Here is a 16,532-nt window from a genome sequence, read left to right on the forward strand (position 1 = left end):
TGGTTTTTAATCCTTCGACTAACCGGGGCACGCGTATTCTAACCGCGCTCGCCCCCGTCAAAACCGGCTCAAAACTATTAAACCTGATAGGTTGATAGCACCCCGGTTGGTGCTATGCGAATGTGCAGCGAAACTCGCGGTGAATCTTTCCAGCAGCCCCTGCTGCAGGCGCAAACGCGTTGTTATGCATCGACTGGCAGCGGATCGAGACTGCGCCACATATACCACGTCGCCACCGTACGCCACGGCTCCCAGTTCGCGGCGACCTCGCGCGCTTCGCTGCGTGTGACCGGTTCGCCGCTGAAATAGTTGACGCTGATCGCGCGGATCAAGCCGAGATCGTCGAGCGGCAACACGTCCGGACGCGACAGATTGAAGATCAGAAACATCTCCGCCGTCCAGCGGCCGATGCCGCGAATCTGCGTGAGCTCGGCGATCACCGCTTCGTCGTCCATCGTCGCCCACTTGGCGATGTGCAACGCGCCCGACACAAAGTGTTGCGCGAGATCGAGAATGTACTCGGTCTTGCGTTTGGACAAACCGCATGCCAGCAGCTTCGCCGACCCGAGCTTGATGATCTGCTGCGGCACGAGCTTCGGACACGCGGTTTCGATGCGCTCCCAGGTGGCCTGCGCCGACGCCACCGTGCTCTGCTGCCCGACCACCGACCGCGCGAGCGTGACAAACGGATCGCCGCGATTCAACAGATGCACCGGGCCGAACTTTGGAATCAGTTTCTTCAGAATGCGGTCGCGCTTGACCAGATCCGCACACGCCTTGTCCCAATACGCGGGCCGTGTCTCGTCCGGTGCAAGGCCGCCGATCTGCACCGGTACCGCCACTTCAGTCTCGCTCGATGCACGCGCCTTGCGCACGATTTCACCATCGTGCAGCGTATCGCGCGCGAGTTCCTGTGCGTCGCCAGCGAGTTCGGGCGGCACTTCGCCGTTGCCGCCGTTGCCCTTTGCACGCGTACGCGCGGGCTTTGCCGCGGCATGCTCCGCGGGCCCGGCTGCGCCGTTGGTCAGATGCTTCGCGCTTTTGCGCGGCACCGCGCCGCTCTTGCCTGCCGCCTGCCCGTCGGCATGCGCGAGCCCGTCCCTGGCCGATGACGAAGCCGCAGCCGAAGTAGACTTGCGCGCCGGAGTCTTCGACGCGCCCTTCGCCGCCGCGCCGTTGCGTGTGCGTACTGCTTTTACTGCAGATGCCGTTGTGGTTTGAGACGCGGCTCGTTTAGCCGGCGTCTTCGTGGCCGTTGCCATCCTGCCTCCTGCCTGGCGGATCGATCAGAGGGAAAAACGTGACGCGCTCACACGCGCCGCCACTCGGTCGCCCCACCCGGTTTGTCTTCAAGTGCAACCCCGGCTTCAAGCAATTCCGCACGAATCCGGTCTGCCTCGGCATAGTTTTTCGCCTGCTTCGCTGCGACGCGCGCGGCGATCTGCGCTTCGATCTGCGCGACCTCGGGCCCACCCTGTTTGCTGCTGCCCGCCGCCTGCTGCAAAAACGCGCGCGGTTCGCGGCCGAGGAAACCGATTACACCCGCGAGCTCACGCAATTGCCGTGCAAGTGCTGCATCGTGCGTGCGGTTGACCTCGCTCGCCAGTTCGAACAGCACGGCCACCGCCACCGGCGTGTTGAAGTCGTCGTTCATCGCTTCGCGGAAACGCTGCGCGTATGCATCGGTCCAGTCGAGCGCGGCGTGATCCGGCTGGACGTCTTTCAACGCGGTGTAAAGACGAGTCAGTGCATTGCGTGCGTCGTCGAGGTGCGCGTCGCTGTAGTTCAGCGGCGAACGGTAATGCGCGCGCGCGATGAAAAACCGTACGACCTCGGCATCGAACTGCGCCAGTACTTCACGAATCGTAAAGAAGTTGCCGAGCGACTTCGACATCTTCTCATTGTCGATCTGGACGTAGCCGTTGTGCATCCAGTAATTGACAAACGTTTGGCCCGTCGCCGCTTCGCTTTGCGCGATTTCGTTTTCATGGTGCGGAAACTGCAGGTCCTGGCCGCCGCCGTGAATGTCGAAACGCTCGCCCAGCAGCGTGCAGCCCATCGCCGAGCATTCGATATGCCAACCTGGACGGCCGCGCCCGTACTTCGAGTCCCAGCCGGTGTCGGCCGGTTCGTCGGGCTTCGACTGCTTCCACAGCACGAAATCGAGCGGGTCCTGCTTCGCGTCGTTGGTGGCCACGCGCTCGCCCGCGCGCAGATCTTCGAGCGATTTGCCGGACAGCTTGCCGTAGCCCGAAAACTTGCGCACCGCATAGTTGACGTCGCCATCGGCCGCGCGATACGCATAGCCGTGCGCTTCGAGCGTGTCGATCATGCCGAGCATCTGCGGAATGAATTCGGTGGCGCGCGGTTCGTGATCGGGACGCTGCACGCCGAGCGCGTCGGCGTCTTCATGCATCGCCTGGATGAAGCGGCTGGTCAGCGCCTTGATCGATTCGCCGTTCTCGACTGCGCGGCGAATGATCTTGTCGTCGATATCGGTGATGTTGCGCACGTACGTGACCTGGTACCCCAGCGCGCGCAGCCAGCGCTGCACGATGTCGAACACGACCATCACGCGTGCATGACCGATGTGGCAATAGTCGTACACCGTCATCCCGCAGACGTACATGCGCACCACTCCGTCTTGCAGTGGCACGAAAGTTTGCTTGTCACGCGCGAGCGTGTTGTAGATGCGCAGTGGTTCCATAGAGAGCGATGCGTGAGCCGAGTGAAATCCGCGCTGCCGTTCGTTCAAACCGCGGTTCATGCCGCGCCCGCGGACGACGAACTCACGATGCGGCGACAGGGTTTGGCAACCGATCGCGCACCGGGTGCGGTGATCAAGCTGCTGTCAAGGCGGAGACGACCACGAGTGGCGAAAAGAGAGTCTGTGGTTCGACGGAACGCGCAGACCTTTTGTTAGAATGGGTCGGAGTATAACATCCATACCTAGCCCTATGAAATCTTCCAGCGGCCGCATACGAGGCGTCGCACACATTGGCGCAGCGGCGTTTAGCGCCCTTTCCCGTGCCTCTTTGCGCGTCCCTTCCCGCACCTCTGCGCCCGTGGTTTCGCGTGCCGGTCTGCGCCCCTCTCCGCGTGCCTCCTTGCAGGCCGTCATGCGGGTTGCGGCACGCGCCTTCGGCTGCGGTACGGTGGGCGTCGATGCCGCTGTCAACGCGCTCGCCAATGCTTCAGTCAATGCGTCCGTCAATACCACTTTGAATACAACTGTCAGCGCCGCGGCACATACATCGGCCACATCGGCCGCATCGGTCAAGCTCGCCATCGCGCTCGGCGCGTTCGCATTGCTGATCGCACCGGCCGCCCCCGCGTTCGCGCAAAAAGCCGACGTGATCTCGCACGGCCCCGCAACGCGCGACATGACGCCCGACGCCGACGCGTCGATCCAGCAGAAGAACTGGAACGCCGCGCTCAAGCAACTCGATGCACGTATTGCGCAAAACCCGCGCGATGCGCAAGCGAAATTCAAGCGCGCCACCGTGCTCGCACGCCTGAATCGCGACGACGACGCAATCGCCGCATTCACCGAACTGACTGAGACGTACCCCGAATTGCCCGAGCCGTACAACAACCTCGCCGCGCTGTATGCGAAGCAAGGCCGCTACAGCGAGGCACGCGCGGCACTCGAAACCGCCACCAAGGCAAGCCCGGGTTACGGGCTCGCATATGAGAATCTCGGCGACCTGTATCTGCGTCTGGCCGACCAGGCCTATCGCCGCGCCCAGGGTCTCGGCCGCGCGAGCGGCACGACCCAGCAGCGCCTTGCCGACATCGAGAAAATCATCGCGCCGCGGCAGCGTCCGCAAGCGGCGGCGAGCGCCACACCGCCCGCCTCCGATTACATCAATCGCGCAACGTCGAACATCACCGATACGCCGGGCTTCCAGTTCGGCGGACCGAGCGGTTCGCTGGCGATTCCGCCGTACGTCGCGCCGTCGCGATGAGCGCTGCGCTGCGCATCCGATGCAGTACATCGCGTGTGCGTATCGCGCGGCACGGCAGCCGGTGCATGCGATGCGGCACGCCGTGATGCATCGGTGCCGCGCGCGGTGATCGTCGTTTTCCCATCCGTCGCGCCGATTTCTTCGAACCGTCATCGGCGCTTCATCGCTTCGTTGTCTGCTGCAGGTTTTTCCATCCGAGGAACTCCATGAATCGCATGTTGCTCGCGCTTTGCGGCGCCGCCCTGATTGTCAACGCGCCCGCCTTCGCGCAGTCCACACATCCTTCCGTGCTGTTCAAGACCAGCGACGGCGACATCCGCGTCGAGCTGTATCCCGAAAAGGCGCCGAAGACCGTCGCCAACTTCCTCGATTACGTGAAGGCCGGCCAGTACAGCGGCACGGTGTTCCATCGCGTGATTCCCGGCTTCATGATCCAGGGCGGCGGCTACACGACGAGCTTCACCGAAAAACCGACCCGCGCACCGATTCCGCTCGAAAGCCGCAACGGCCTGAAAAACACCGCCGGCACGCTCGCGATGGCGCGCACCAGCGATCCGAATTCGGCCACCGCGCAGTTCTTCATCAATACGGTCGACAACGCGAATCTCGATTATCCGAACCCGGATGGCAACGGCTATGCGGTATTCGGCAAAGTGACCTCGGGCATGGACGTCGTGAAGAAAATCGAAGCGACGCCCACCACCACGCGCGGCCCGATGGGCGACGTGCCGCAACAGCCGATCGTGATCCAGTCGGCGACGGTGGTCGGCAAGTAAGTTGCACGCGAGCGGCGAGTGGGTGGTGCGCGTTGTTGTCCCGCTGCTGGCTCGCTGCTCGCTGCTCGCTGGTCGTTGGTACACGGCGGCCAAAGCAGGCGCATCGGCCGCGCACGCCAACGCGCTGCTGATACGCTGCCCGCTCTGCCGTATCCTTGCGGGTAGCGCGCCCCGCTGGTCGCCGCAGCCGGGACAAGAGAAACCATGCCGCCGGCGCGCCGGCCGGCACAGTGTGCCGCAGGCGGTGCGTCTTTCATTCATCCGTTTTTAGTCAAGGGAATCCATCATGGTTGAACTGCATACAAATCACGGCGTCATCAAGCTTGAACTGGACGCCGAAAAAGCACCGAAGTCGGTCGAGAACTTCCTCAGCTACGTGAAGGCCGGCCACTACGACAACACCGTGTTCCACCGCGTGATCGACGGCTTCATGATCCAGGGTGGCGGTTTCGAGCCGGGCATGAAGCAAAAGCCCACCCAGGCGCCGGTCGACAACGAAGCGAACAACGGCCTGAAGAACGTCAAAGGCTCGGTTGCGATGGCTCGCACCAACGACCCGCATTCGGCCACCGCGCAATTCTTTATCAACGTCAACGACAACGACTTCCTGAACCATTCGTCGCCGACGCCGCAAGGCTGGGGCTATACGGTGTTCGGCAAGGTGGTCGAGGGCCTCGAGGTGGTCGACGCGATCCGCAAGGTGAAGACCGGCTCGAAGGGCTTTCACCAGGACGTGCCGGTCGACGACGTGATCATCGAAAAAGCGGTCGTCGTCGAGTAAACGGCGCGCGCGGCGGCAGCGGGCCGGCGCGAACGGCTGGCGGTTGGGGGTGGGTTGACCACCGGCTCGCCGCTAGCTCGCCGCTGGCTTGCCGATCGCGAGTTGCCGATTCGCCAGCGTGCCTCCGGGCTCGCCACGCATGACCTGGCTGCGGCGCGCGCCGCAGCCAAAAACAGAATTCCGCAGACGGCTGCAGCTATTCCATAATCGTAAAACCAGCAATCAACAGAAAGATTTCGATGCTGCAAGAAACGCCGCTGCGAAGCGTCGCCGCGGGCGTGCCCGGCGAGGGCAAACGCCCGCACGCCGCACGCCCGTTTTTTTTCCTGTCGGATCTGCACCTGTCCGAGGCATTGCCGCGCACGGTCGCGGCGTTCGAGCATTTCATCCGCGTGACCGCCGAGCACGCCGATTCCGTGTTCATTCTCGGCGACCTGTTCGAATACTGGATCGGCGACGATATGCTCGCCGACCCGTTTCCCGCTCGTATGGCAGCGCTGATGCATACGCTGTCGGAGCGCGGCATCGCGTTGTACGTGATGCACGGCAATCGCGATTTTCTGCTGGGCAAACGCTTCATGAAAGCGGCTGGCGCGATCTGGCTGCCGGATCCGTTCGTGATCACGTCGTTCGGCACGAAGATCGCCCTCGCGCACGGCGACGGACAGTGCACCGCCGACCGCCGCTATCTGCATTTCAGACGCTTCGCGCGCAATGGTTTCGTGCAATGGCTGTTTTTGCTGTGTCCGTACCGGTGGCGCAAGGCACTCGCGCAAAAGATGCGCAATGACAGCCAGATGCACCGTTCACGGCCGGTTTCGCCGCGCTACGACGTGACGCGCGAGGGTATTGCCGCGCTATTCAAACGGACCGGTACGCACACGATTATTCATGGCCATACGCACCGGCCGGCGCGGCATCGCGAAACGGACGGCACGCGCTGGGTGCTGCCGGATTGGGATCTGGATCACGGCGAGCGCCGCGGTGGGTATCTGCGCATCGACGCAGAAGGGGTGCGCGCGCTGCCGCTGGATTGAACGGGGCGCGGTGCCGGGTCTCAGCGTTGCTCCGTGCTGCTCTCGAGCTTTCCTTCCAGCGACGCCGATAAGCGCCGCAGATCGAGCAGCGCCGCATCGCTGCCGTGCAACGCATTCAGGGTTGCGCCAAGCCGCTCGAGCGCCGCGACGACTTCGTCGATGCGCTGCGACTGGTTGGCCGCGTGATCGACCAGGCCGTGAATCGCGAGTGATACCGGATCGTCCGCATTCGGCGTGATGCCATATGCGCAGAAGCCCGCGCGCACCGTCGCGGCTGGCTGCGCATTGCTGCTGGCGGCAGCCCGTGCCGGCATTACGACGCGCGCGGGATTGCCGACCGCGGTGCCACCTGCGGGCACCGGTTTGACGACCACCGCGTTCGAGCCGATCTTCGCCTCCGCGCCGATGGTGAAGCCGCCCAGCACCTTTGCCCCCGCCCCGACGATCACGCCGCGCTCGAGCGTCGGGTGCCGCTTCGCGCCGCGCGTGAGCGACGTGCCGCCAAGCGTCACGCCCTGGTAGATCGTGCAATCGTCGCCCACTACGGCGGTCTCGCCGATCACCACGCCCATGCCATGATCGATGAAGACGCGGCGCCCGATGGTCGCGCCCGGGTGGATTTCGATGCCGGTCAGAAAGCGCCCGAGCTGCGAAACGAAGCGCGCGAGCACGTGGCGTTTTGCGCGCCAGCAGGCGTGCGCGAAACGATGCAGCACCAGCGCGTGCAGGCCCGGATAGCAGATCAGCACCTCAAAGGCGCTGCGGGCGGCGGGGTCGCGCTCGCGGATCGTGGCGACGTCTTCGCGAAGTCTGGTGAACATGGCAGTGGCGCTGTCGTGTTGGGGGATGGGTGCAGGCTGCGCCGGCGTGGCGCAATGGGCCCCGGCTGACTTTATCGAACCGCCTGCTTTGCTTATGACGCTGACGACTATTGACCGATTGTAGGGTGAATCGGCCACATCCCGCAGATGCCCACTCGGGTGGCAAGGTCACATGCGGACGCAGGTTCGCCGGCGCCCCACGGCGGTGCGGCGGCGTACGCGCAACATGTGCGGCTGCCCAGTCGATCGATGCCTAGCGGGTTTCGCCGCCCCCGCTCCCGATCTTCAGCAAGATATGCTTGGCGATTCCCCGCACGATGTTGACCTCCTCGCGCTCCAGCCCCGCACGCGCAAACAGGCGCCGCAGCCGCGACATCAACTTTTTCGGATTGGCCGGATCGAGAAATTCCAGCGTGATTAGCGCGTTCTCGAGGTGCACGAACATCCGCTCGATCTCGTCGCTTGCGGCGCGCACGTTAGCCGCGCCGGGCACGGCGATGCCTTCGGCGTCGCCGGCTTCGGGCGTATCGAGGTAGGCCATGCGCAGCTCGTATGACAGCACCTGGATCGCCTGCGCGAGGTTCAGCGAACTGTAAGCAGGATTGGCCGGAATATGCGCGAGCGCACTGCAGCGCTCGACATCTTCGTTCGACAAACCGGTGCGCTCGTTGCCGAATACGAGCGCGATGTCGCCTTGCGCCGCGTGCTCGCGTGCATGCAGCGCGGCCGCGCGCGGCGCGAGTTGCGGCGGCCCGTACTCGCGCGAGCGCGCGGTCAGCGCAAGCGACCATTGCGCACCGGACAGCGCATCGGTAAGCGTCGGCACTACGTGCGCGCTGGCCAGTACGTCGTCGGCGCCACTTGCCATGGCGATCGCCTCCGGGTCGCTCTGCACGTTTGCGACGCGCGGCGCGACCAGCACGAGCCGCGAAAAACCCATTGTTTTCAACGCGCGCGCCGCAGCGCCGACATTGCCCGGATGGCTCGGCTCGACCAGCACGAAACGCGTCGACGTGAAGCCGCCGCGCACCGGCTGGGCGTTGTCGGGTAAAGCCGCGTCGGGCGGCGGCACTGAGGTAGGCGGTTGGACCACGGTAGAGTAAGGCTCGCAACGGAAACAGGTATGGTAGCGCCAACTCGTACCCTCTTTCCACGAATACTCAGCGCACGTTGCCCGCGAACCGCTTGCATACCGCCCGTTGGCCGTCGTGCGGCGAGGCCGGCGTAAAACTCGGGTAAAATCACGCTTATTCGCGCGCCATCGCACCCGCTGCCTTGCATTTATCGCTCGTATTCATCACGAGTCGTTCGCAGCGGCCGACCAGCGCCTCGCTCTTATTCAATTCGTCTTTCGTCGACGGAACGTTGGCAGACCGGCTTTGCGTAGCATCAGGGCGCCTCGCGCACCCACGTTGCCCGCACAGCGCGCGGTTTGCCGGCATGCTCCATCTAAAGGATCCAGGCACATGCATCCCATGCTCAACATTGCAGTAAAGGCCGCTCGCCGCGCCGGGCAGATTATCAACCGCGCGTCGCTCGACCTCGATCTGCTGCAGGTCAGCAAGAAGCAGCACAACGATTTCGTCACGGAAGTCGACAAGGCGTCGGAAGAAGCGATCATCGAAACGCTCACCACCGCTTACCCCGATCATTCGATCCTGGCCGAAGAGTCCGGCGCTTCCGGCAACGAATCCGAATATCAGTGGATCATCGATCCGCTCGACGGCACCACCAACTTCATTCACGGCTTCCAGTACTACTGCGTGTCGATCGCGCTTGCGCACAAGGGCATCGTCACCCAGGCAGTCGTCTATGACACGACCCGCAACGACCTGTTCACCGCCTCGCGCGGCCGAGGCGCGTATCTGAACGACCGGCGCATTCGCGTCGCGAAGCGCGACCGCCTCGCCGACAGCCTGATCGGCACCGGCTTCCCGTTCCGCGACAAGAACGGCCTGGGCGCCTACACGCGGCTGTTCGGCGAAATGACCGAAGCCTGCGCGGGCTTGCGCCGCCCGGGCGCAGCCGCGCTCGATCTGGCCAACGTCGCGGCCGGCCGCATGGACGGCTTCTTCGAGCAAGGCATCAACGCGTGGGACATGGCCGCGGGCAGCTTGCTGATCACCGAGGCGGGCGGCCTGGTCGGCAACTACACCGGCGATTCGGACTTCCTGCACGTGAATGAAATCGTGGCAGGCAACCCGAAGGTCTATGCGCAGATGATCCCGATTCTTTCGCGCTACAGCCGTACGAAGCAGCAAACGGCGTAACGCGTCGATCAGGCAAGCGGCTACGGCCGCTTTTTTGTTTTACGGCTGGCGCTGCGCTGCAGCTTGCGCGTATGGAGTTCGCGCGTGAACGCCGGACTTCGCCGCGGATGCCCGGCCGTCGGCGATCGTTCCATCGGTGCACTCCGCATCGAAGCCCGGCTTTGCCGGTTGCGCGAAATTTTCAGGCGCCGTAACGAAGGCCGCTGCCCCGCGTGCGACTTTAAGCAGGGTTAAGCGGGATCAAGCAGCACATTCAGCGGCACTTTCACCGGTCTGCTGCATCGAAGCTCGGTTCGCCATTCGCGCGAGGTTCGCGAGGTTCCATTCGCCGCCATGAAAAAAGGCTTCTATACGATCATCGCCGCGCAGTTTGTGTCGTCGCTCGCCGACAACGCGCTGCTGATCGCCGCGATCGCGCAACTCACGGTGATCCGCTCGCCGTCGTGGGTCACGCCGCTGCTGCAGATCTTCTTCACCGTGTCTTACGTGCTGCTCGCGCCCTTCGTCGGCGCGTTCGCGGACGCACTGCAAAAGCGCCACGTGATGTTCGCGTCGAACGCGCTGAAAGCGACCGGCTGCCTGCTGATGATCTTCAGCGTGCATCCGATGCTCGCCTACGCGGTGGTGGGCATCGGCGCCGCCGCGTACTCGCCGGCGAAGTACGGCATTCTCACCGAACTGCTGCCGCCCGAGCGGCTGATCACCGCGAACGCATGGCTCGAGTCGGCCACCGTGCTCTCCACCATTGTCGGCACGATGCTTGGCGGCGCGCTGATCAGCACTTACGCAACCCGTTTCGTGGCCCATGCGCACCTGCCGCTGATCGCGACCGCCGCCGATCTCGCGATGCTTGCAGTCATGCTCACCTACGCCGGCGCCGCGCTGCTCAACGTCGGCATTCCCGATACCGGCGCGCGCTACCCGAACCGCCTCACCGAGCCCGGGCAACTGGTCGGCGAATTCGTGCGCTGCTTCAACGTACTGTGGTCCGACCGCCTCGCACAGATCGCGCTGTGGGTAACCACGCTGATGTGGGGCGGCGCGGTCACCCTGCAGCTGCTGGTACTCAAATGGGCCGACGTAAACCTCGGCCTGTCGCTGTCGAAAGCCGCCGTGATGCAAGGCGTGGCGGGACTCGGCATCGCGCTCGGCGCCGCCGCCGCGGCGGCGTGGATCCCGTTGCGCGGCTCGCTGCGCGTGCTGCCGGTGGGCATCGTCACCGGCGCGGTTGCGGTGGCGATGGCCTTCTATAGCAAGGACCTGTTTCCGCCCGGCGCCGGCCTGCGCATCGGCTCGTTCGTGGCGCCCGCTTACATCATCCTTGCCTACCCGCTGATGGTGCTGCTCGGCGCGTTGTCGGGCTTTTTCATCGTGCCGATGAACGCGGTGCTGCAGCACCGCGGCGCGACCCTGCTGACCGCCGGACTTTCGATCGCGGTACAGAACTTCAACCAGAACCTCGCGGTGCTCTTCATGCTTGGCGCCTACGCGTTGCTGCTGATCGCGAAGCTGCCGGTGCCGTGGATCATCGCGCTGTTCGGCACCTTCATCACGCTGATGATGTGGCTTGCGAAGCGGCGTAGCGCGGCCAACGCCCGCAAGGTCGACATGCGCGCGCTGATCGAAGAATAAGCACTTGCATCGCAACGCCACTGTACGCGGTGATTGCGCAGCGCGCCATATGCCGTCCGGCTAGCTTCACACGACGCGCCGAAGGGTTAAACTCACGCCCTGTACAGCCACACACGAAAGACATCGAGGATGGGCATTCAAACCGCAGCAGAAGACCGCACACCGCCAGTCGCCGTAGCCGACGCGGCGCCGCATACTCCGATGATGCAGCAGTATCTACGCATCAAAGGAGAGCACCCCGGCACGCTCGTGTTCTACCGGATGGGCGACTTCTACGAATTGTTCTTCGACGACGCCGAGAAGGCCGCCCGTCTGCTCGACCTCACACTCACGCAACGCGGCGCATCGGCCGGCAATCCGATCAAGATGGCCGGCGTGCCGCATCATGCGGTCGAACAATATCTGGCGAAGCTCGTGAAGCTCGGCGAATCGGTAGCGATCTGCGAGCAGATCGGCGACCCGGCCACGTCGAAAGGCCCCGTCGAACGCAAGGTAGTGCGCGTCGTCACACCCGGCACGCTGACCGACGCCGCGCTGCTGGCGGACAAGAGCGATGTGTATCTGCTGGCGGCTTGCCCTGCGCACAACCGGCGCGGCATCGTGACATCGGTTGGCCTTGCGTGGCTCAATCTTGCAAGCGGCGCACTGCGTCTTGCTGAAGTCGCGCCGGACGAAGTGGCCACCGCACTCGAACGTATCCGGCCGGCGGAAATTCTGGTCGCCGAGCAGTCCGGCACGGATGCCAATGCGTGGGCGCCACCGCCTGGCAGCGGCGCACTCACGCGCGTGCCCGGCTGGCACTTCGACATCGTGTCGGGCAAGCAGCGCCTGTGCGACCAACTGGACGTCGCGGGCCTCGACGGCTTCGGCGCGCATTCGTTGACCTGCGCGTGCGGCTCGGCCGGCGCACTGCTGCTCTATGCGTCGGCCACGCAGGGCCAGCAGCTGCGCCATGTGCGCAGCCTGAAAGTCGAACTGGAATCGGAATATATCGGCCTCGACCCGGCCACGCGGCGCAACCTCGAACTGACCGAAACGCTACGCGGCACCGAAGCGCCCACGCTGTGCTCGCTGCTCGACACCTGTTGCACGACGATGGGTAGCCGTCTGTTGCGTCACTGGCTGCACCATCCGCCGCGCGACGCTTCGTTCGCGCAGGCACGCCAGCAGGCAATCGGCGCGCTGCTCGACGTGTCCGCACAAAGCAACCCGGCCACCAGCATCGACGCACTGCGTGGCGCGTTGCGACGCATTTCCGACATCGAGCGGATCACCGGGCGGCTCGCGTTGCTGTCCGCGCGGCCGCGCGACCTGTCGAGCCTGCGCGATACCTTCGCGGCCATGCCGGAATTGCGCACGCAGCTTGCCGCGATCACGGAGAGCGCAGCGTCGCTCGCGCGCCTGCACCTGTCGCTCGAACCGCCCGCCGAGTGCGTGGACCTGTTGACGGGCGCAATCGCCGCGGAACCCGCCGCGATGCTGCGCGACGGCGGCGTGATCGCGCGTGGCTACGACGCGCAGCTGGACGAATTGCGTGACATCTCGGAGAACTGCGGGCAGTTCCTGATCGAGCTTGAAACACGCGAGCGCGCACGCACCGGCATCGGCAACCTGCGCGTCGAGTACAACAAGGTGCACGGCTTCTATATCGAGGTCACGCGCGGCCAGACCGACAAGGTGCCCGACGACTATCGTCGCCGGCAGACGCTGAAGAACGCCGAGCGCTACATCACGCCCGAGCTGAAGACTTTCGAAGACAAGGCGCTATCCGCGCAGGAACGCGCGCTGGCGCGCGAAAAGTCGCTGTACGACACGCTGCTGCAGGCGCTGCTGCCGTTCATCGCAGACTGCCAGCGCGTCGCCGGCGCACTCGCGGAACTCGATCTGCTGGTCGCATTCGCGGAACGGGCGCGCGCGCTCGACTGGGTTGCGCCGTCGTTCCAGCCGGAGGGCGGCATCGAGATCGAGCAAGGGCGGCATCCGGTCGTCGAGGCGCAGGTCGAACAGTTCATCGCGAACGACTGCACGTTGAGTCCGGAGCGCAAGCTGCTGCTGATCACCGGCCCCAACATGGGCGGTAAATCGACCTTTATGCGGCAAACCGCGCTGATCGCGCTGATGGCGTACGTCGGCAGTTACGTGCCGGCGCGGCGTGCGTCGTTTGGGCCGATCGACCGCATCTTCACGCGTATCGGCGCAGCCGACGATCTGGCCGGCGGCCGCTCCACCTTCATGGTCGAGATGACCGAAGCGGCCGCGATCCTGAACGACGCTACGCCGCAGAGCCTCGTGCTGATGGACGAGATCGGCCGCGGCACATCCACGTTCGACGGCCTCGCGCTCGCGTGGGCGATTGCGCGCCATCTGCTTGCGCACAACGGCTGTCATACGCTGTTCGCGACGCACTACTTCGAACTTACGCAACTGCCCGCCGAGTTTCCGCAGGCAGCCAATGTGCATCTGTCGGCGGTCGAACATGGCCACGGCATCGTGTTCCTGCACGCCGTCGACGAAGGACCTGCGAACCAGAGCTATGGCTTGCAGGTCGCGCAGCTCGCAGGTGTGCCGACACCGGTGATTCGCGCTGCACGCAAGCATCTCGCGTATCTCGAGCAGCAGTCGGCCGGACAGCCCGCGCCGCAACTCGACCTGTTTGCTGGCACACCGATGCTGCAGGACGCCAACGACGACGAAGCGTACGACGCGCCCGCGCCACTCGACCCGGCACTGCAGACACTTGTCGAACGTCTGCGCGGCATCGACCCGAACGAGCTGCGACCGCGCGACGCGCTCGATCTTCTCTACGAACTGCATGAGCTGGCCACGCCGACGCCGCCGGATTCGTCGCAGCGTTGAGCGCGTGCGCGCCGGCATCGCGGCCTGCGTGGCGGCCCTGCGCGAATCGCGCGGCGGGCGTGTCCCTGCACGCGCGGCAGATGTGGCAGATGTGGCAGATGCAGCAAATGCAGCACATGCGGTGCATTCACCGAGTGCGGCACGAACAGCACCAGCGACACGCATGGCGCAGCTAACCGCGCGACGCATCACCGCCCAGGCCTGCGCGCGCCTCAGCTCACTCGGCGTACTCGCCGCACTCCTCTGCGCATTGCAACAGCCAGCCCACGCCGCGCCGCATTACGCATTCGCGGTCATCACCGGCACACTGCAAAGCCCCGCCGACGAGGCGCCGACGCAACGCCTGATCGACGCGATCGGCCGCGATCCGCAAGTGTCGTTCATCGTCTACGACGGCAATCTGAAAAGCGCCAGCGAAGCCTGCCGCGACTCGTTGTACGAGGCCCGCGAAGCGTTGCTGCGGGCCGCCAGACCCGCGCTCGTGTTTATCCCCGGCCAGCACGACTGGGCCGATTGCAACAGCGCGGCGGGTGGCGGCTACGACCCGGTCGAACGGCTCGACCAGTTGCGCCAGACGCTCTTCGCGGATGCGTCGTCGATGGGACAAAACCCGCTACCGCTCACGCGCGAAAGCGAAGTGTCGCGCTTTCGGACCTATCGCGAAAACGTGCGCTGGCAACTGGGCGACACCGTGTTCGTCGGGCTGAACGTGCCGAGCCCGAACAATCACTATCTGACCGCCGGCGGCCGCAATGGCGAGTTCGAAGATCGCGTGGTGGCCACCACGTTCTGGCTCGACCACGCGGCCGAATATGCAAAGCGACGCGACGCAAAAGCGATGGTCGTGATCGTGCAAGGCGACTTCGACCCGGAACGTTACGAGCGGCCGGAGCGTTTTGCGTGGCTGCGCTTTGGCAACAAGGCCCGCGATGGCTATCTGGAATTCAAGCGCGGGCTGGTGAAGCTGGCGGAAACGTTCCGCGGCCCCGTGCTCGTGATTCATCAGGACGACGAACGCGCGCATGGCGGCTTCACGATCGATCAGCCGCTGCGCAACGACAAGGGCGCGCTCGTCACGAACCTGACGCGCATCGCGATCGCGCCGCGCGACCGCCAGAACCAGTGGGTGCAAATCGACGCCGACATGGCACGCCGTCCGCCATTTCGCGTAACCGTACGCGACGTGCCGAAAGACCTGCCTCTGCTGCCCACGCCGCCCGTGCAGCCACGCGGCGAACCGCTCACGCCGATGCCTGAGCCGATGCCTGCGGTGCCGTCGTTGTCGCCCGCTTCGGAGTTGCCGCCGATACTGCCGGAGCCGCCGCCAGGCCCAGCGCCCAATCCCGTTCCGGGCGGTGCGGTCCCAGGCAACACGCCCGGCAATTCGCTGCCCAACGCGTCCGACCCGACGCACGGCGCAGGCAATAACCTGGGCAACAGTGCCGGTAATAGCGCAATCAGCACCCCACCCGGCCAATAACCCCAAACCTCCAGATACAACAAAGGGGACGAAGCTGTCGGCATCAACGGAATACCCGTATTGCCTGCTTCGCCCCCTTCGGGAATGCTCTGCGCGTCAATCAACACACATTGACGCCCGACCAGCCAGGCCGGTCAATGCAGCGTCGGCCCCGGCTTTTCTGCTGCGTCGTCTTCGTCGTCTTCATCCTCGTCGAGAACTTCGAGACCATCCGCGCCGTGCGCATGCTCGTGTTCGATTTCATCTTCGGTGGCTTCGCGCACTTCCTTGACCGTCAGCGCAAAACGCAGCGCCATGCCTGCCAACGGATGATTGCCGTCCAGCACCACCTTGTCTTCTGCGACGTCGGTGACCGTGTAGATCAGCGAATCGAGTTCTTCGTCGCCCTCTTCGGGCGTGCCCTCGAACTGCATGCCGATTTCGAGCGGCTCGGGGAAGCGCTCGCGCGGTTCGACCTTGACCAGGTCCGGGTCGTACTCGCCGAACGCGTCCTGCGGATCGAGCTGAACCTGCGTGCTGAAGCCCGGCTCGTGGCCGTCGAGCTCTTCCTCGATCTTGGGGAACGTGCCATCATAGCCGCCATGCAGATAGACCATTGGCTCGTCGCTTTCTTCAATCAGATTGCCCTGCGCATCCGATAGCTTGTAGGCGACAGATACGACGGTGTTCTTTGCGATCTTCATTCAATTCTCCAAGATTTCCGCGCCCATTATACGATGCCCAAGCGGCCCAATGCCCAACCTGGCAGCCCAGGTTCAGCCCGGATTTCCGTGGCCTCTTCAGTCAATTCAGATAGCACTGCGACGCCCCATATGAAGGCTGATTTGAAGGCCGATTCGAAGGCCGACTTGAAGCGTAATTCAAAGGCGGATTCAAAGGCCGCCGCGAAGCATGCTTCAAAGGCCGCTACG

General features: G+C 64.4%; 13 protein-coding genes. 8 read left to right on the plus strand and 5 right to left on the minus strand.

Features of this window, described 5'->3' with window-relative positions; translation table 11 throughout:
• Nucleotides 1-182 precede the first annotated feature (182 nt).
• Both ACYVNQ_RS09990 and cysS read right to left on the minus strand, forming a co-directional pair.
• Nucleotides 183-1,262, minus strand: coding sequence for a DNA-3-methyladenine glycosylase family protein (locus tag ACYVNQ_RS09990; RefSeq protein ID WP_460902317.1), 1,080 nt, complete (start codon nucleotides 1,260-1,262; stop codon nucleotides 183-185).
• A gap of 47 nt (nucleotides 1,263-1,309) precedes the next feature.
• Nucleotides 1,310-2,707, minus strand: coding sequence for a cysteine--tRNA ligase (gene cysS, locus ACYVNQ_RS09995; RefSeq protein WP_460902318.1), 1,398 nt, complete (start codon nucleotides 2,705-2,707; stop codon nucleotides 1,310-1,312).
• Between the two features lie 412 nt (nucleotides 2,708-3,119).
• On the opposite strand from cysS, the gene ACYVNQ_RS10000 reads away from it, so the two are divergent.
• From ACYVNQ_RS10000 to ACYVNQ_RS10015, 4 genes are all read left to right on the plus strand, one after another.
• The gene (locus ACYVNQ_RS10000; protein WP_460902319.1) at nucleotides 3,120-3,968 is read left to right on the plus strand and encodes a tetratricopeptide repeat protein; all 849 of its coding nucleotides are present in this window, start codon (nucleotides 3,120-3,122) and stop codon (nucleotides 3,966-3,968) included.
• Between the two features lie 206 nt (nucleotides 3,969-4,174).
• Nucleotides 4,175-4,744 (plus strand): peptidylprolyl isomerase, encoded by a 570-nt coding sequence (locus ACYVNQ_RS10005; protein WP_460902320.1) that lies wholly within the window; start codon nucleotides 4,175-4,177, stop codon nucleotides 4,742-4,744.
• 286 nt (nucleotides 4,745-5,030) lie between these two features.
• Complete coding sequence (locus ACYVNQ_RS10010) at nucleotides 5,031-5,525, plus strand: peptidylprolyl isomerase (RefSeq protein ID WP_460902321.1); 495 nt, start codon at nucleotides 5,031-5,033, stop codon at nucleotides 5,523-5,525.
• A 239-nt stretch (nucleotides 5,526-5,764) separates the two neighbouring features.
• Entirely contained in the window at nucleotides 5,765-6,562 is a 798-nt protein-coding gene (locus ACYVNQ_RS10015) for a UDP-2,3-diacylglucosamine diphosphatase (protein WP_460902322.1), read from the plus strand.
• A gap of 20 nt (nucleotides 6,563-6,582) precedes the next feature.
• On the opposite strand, the gene cysE is transcribed toward ACYVNQ_RS10015, so the two are convergent.
• Nucleotides 6,583-7,383: a serine O-acetyltransferase gene (gene cysE, locus ACYVNQ_RS10020; RefSeq protein ID WP_460902323.1), complete on the minus strand. Its 801-nt coding sequence runs from the start codon at nucleotides 7,381-7,383 to the stop codon at nucleotides 6,583-6,585.
• 253 nt (nucleotides 7,384-7,636) lie between these two features.
• Nucleotides 7,637-8,476: an RNA methyltransferase gene (locus ACYVNQ_RS10025; RefSeq protein ID WP_460902324.1), complete on the minus strand. Its 840-nt coding sequence runs from the start codon at nucleotides 8,474-8,476 to the stop codon at nucleotides 7,637-7,639.
• 373 nt (nucleotides 8,477-8,849) lie between these two features.
• Here ACYVNQ_RS10025 and ACYVNQ_RS10030 point away from each other — a divergent pair, with 373 nt between their 5' ends.
• The 4 genes from ACYVNQ_RS10030 to ACYVNQ_RS10045 all read left to right on the plus strand — a co-directional run bounded on the left by ACYVNQ_RS10030 (nucleotide 8,850) and on the right by ACYVNQ_RS10045 (nucleotide 15,621).
• Nucleotides 8,850-9,653: an inositol monophosphatase family protein gene (locus ACYVNQ_RS10030; protein WP_460902325.1), complete on the plus strand. Its 804-nt coding sequence runs from the start codon at nucleotides 8,850-8,852 to the stop codon at nucleotides 9,651-9,653.
• 333 nt (nucleotides 9,654-9,986) lie between these two features.
• Nucleotides 9,987-11,285, plus strand: coding sequence for a lysophospholipid transporter LplT (gene lplT, locus ACYVNQ_RS10035; RefSeq protein WP_460902326.1), 1,299 nt, complete (start codon nucleotides 9,987-9,989; stop codon nucleotides 11,283-11,285).
• A gap of 129 nt (nucleotides 11,286-11,414) precedes the next feature.
• Nucleotides 11,415-14,141, plus strand: coding sequence for a DNA mismatch repair protein MutS (gene mutS, locus ACYVNQ_RS10040; protein WP_460902327.1), 2,727 nt, complete (start codon nucleotides 11,415-11,417; stop codon nucleotides 14,139-14,141).
• A gap of 163 nt (nucleotides 14,142-14,304) precedes the next feature.
• On the plus strand, nucleotides 14,305-15,621 hold the full coding sequence (locus tag ACYVNQ_RS10045) for a hypothetical protein (protein ID WP_460902328.1): 1,317 nt from the start codon (nucleotides 14,305-14,307) through the stop codon (nucleotides 15,619-15,621).
• Between the two features lie 134 nt (nucleotides 15,622-15,755).
• Here ACYVNQ_RS10045 and ACYVNQ_RS10050 read toward each other — a convergent pair whose 3' ends face one another.
• The gene (locus tag ACYVNQ_RS10050; protein WP_460902329.1) at nucleotides 15,756-16,304 is read right to left on the minus strand and encodes an FKBP-type peptidyl-prolyl cis-trans isomerase; all 549 of its coding nucleotides are present in this window, start codon (nucleotides 16,302-16,304) and stop codon (nucleotides 15,756-15,758) included.
• Nucleotides 16,305-16,532: the final 228 nt, after the last annotated feature.

This window comes from Paraburkholderia jirisanensis, assembly GCF_054782355.1.

Bases quoted from the DNA above. Each gene is read 5' to 3' on its own strand.
- ACYVNQ_RS10005 (WP_460902320.1), top strand. From the start codon at position 4,175: ATGAATCGCATGTTGCTCGCGCTTTGCGGCGCCGCCCTGATTGTCAAC.
- lplT (WP_460902326.1), top strand. From the start codon at position 9,987: ATGAAAAAAGGCTTCTATACGATCATCGCCGCGCAGTTTGTGTCGTCG.
- ACYVNQ_RS09990 (WP_460902317.1), bottom strand. From the start codon at position 1,262: ATGGCAACGGCCACGAAGACGCCGGCTAAACGAGCCGCGTCTCAAACC.
- cysS (WP_460902318.1), bottom strand. From the start codon at position 2,707: ATGGAACCACTGCGCATCTACAACACGCTCGCGCGTGACAAGCAAACT.
- cysE (WP_460902323.1), bottom strand. From the start codon at position 7,383: ATGTTCACCAGACTTCGCGAAGACGTCGCCACGATCCGCGAGCGCGAC.
- mutS (WP_460902327.1), top strand. From the start codon at position 11,415: ATGGGCATTCAAACCGCAGCAGAAGACCGCACACCGCCAGTCGCCGTA.
- ACYVNQ_RS10030 (WP_460902325.1), top strand. From the start codon at position 8,850: ATGCATCCCATGCTCAACATTGCAGTAAAGGCCGCTCGCCGCGCCGGG.
- ACYVNQ_RS10010 (WP_460902321.1), top strand. From the start codon at position 5,031: ATGGTTGAACTGCATACAAATCACGGCGTCATCAAGCTTGAACTGGAC.
- ACYVNQ_RS10015 (WP_460902322.1), top strand. From the start codon at position 5,765: ATGCTGCAAGAAACGCCGCTGCGAAGCGTCGCCGCGGGCGTGCCCGGC.
- ACYVNQ_RS10045 (WP_460902328.1), top strand. From the start codon at position 14,305: ATGGCGCAGCTAACCGCGCGACGCATCACCGCCCAGGCCTGCGCGCGC.
- ACYVNQ_RS10050 (WP_460902329.1), bottom strand. From the start codon at position 16,304: ATGAAGATCGCAAAGAACACCGTCGTATCTGTCGCCTACAAGCTATCG.
- ACYVNQ_RS10000 (WP_460902319.1), top strand. From the start codon at position 3,120: ATGCGGGTTGCGGCACGCGCCTTCGGCTGCGGTACGGTGGGCGTCGAT.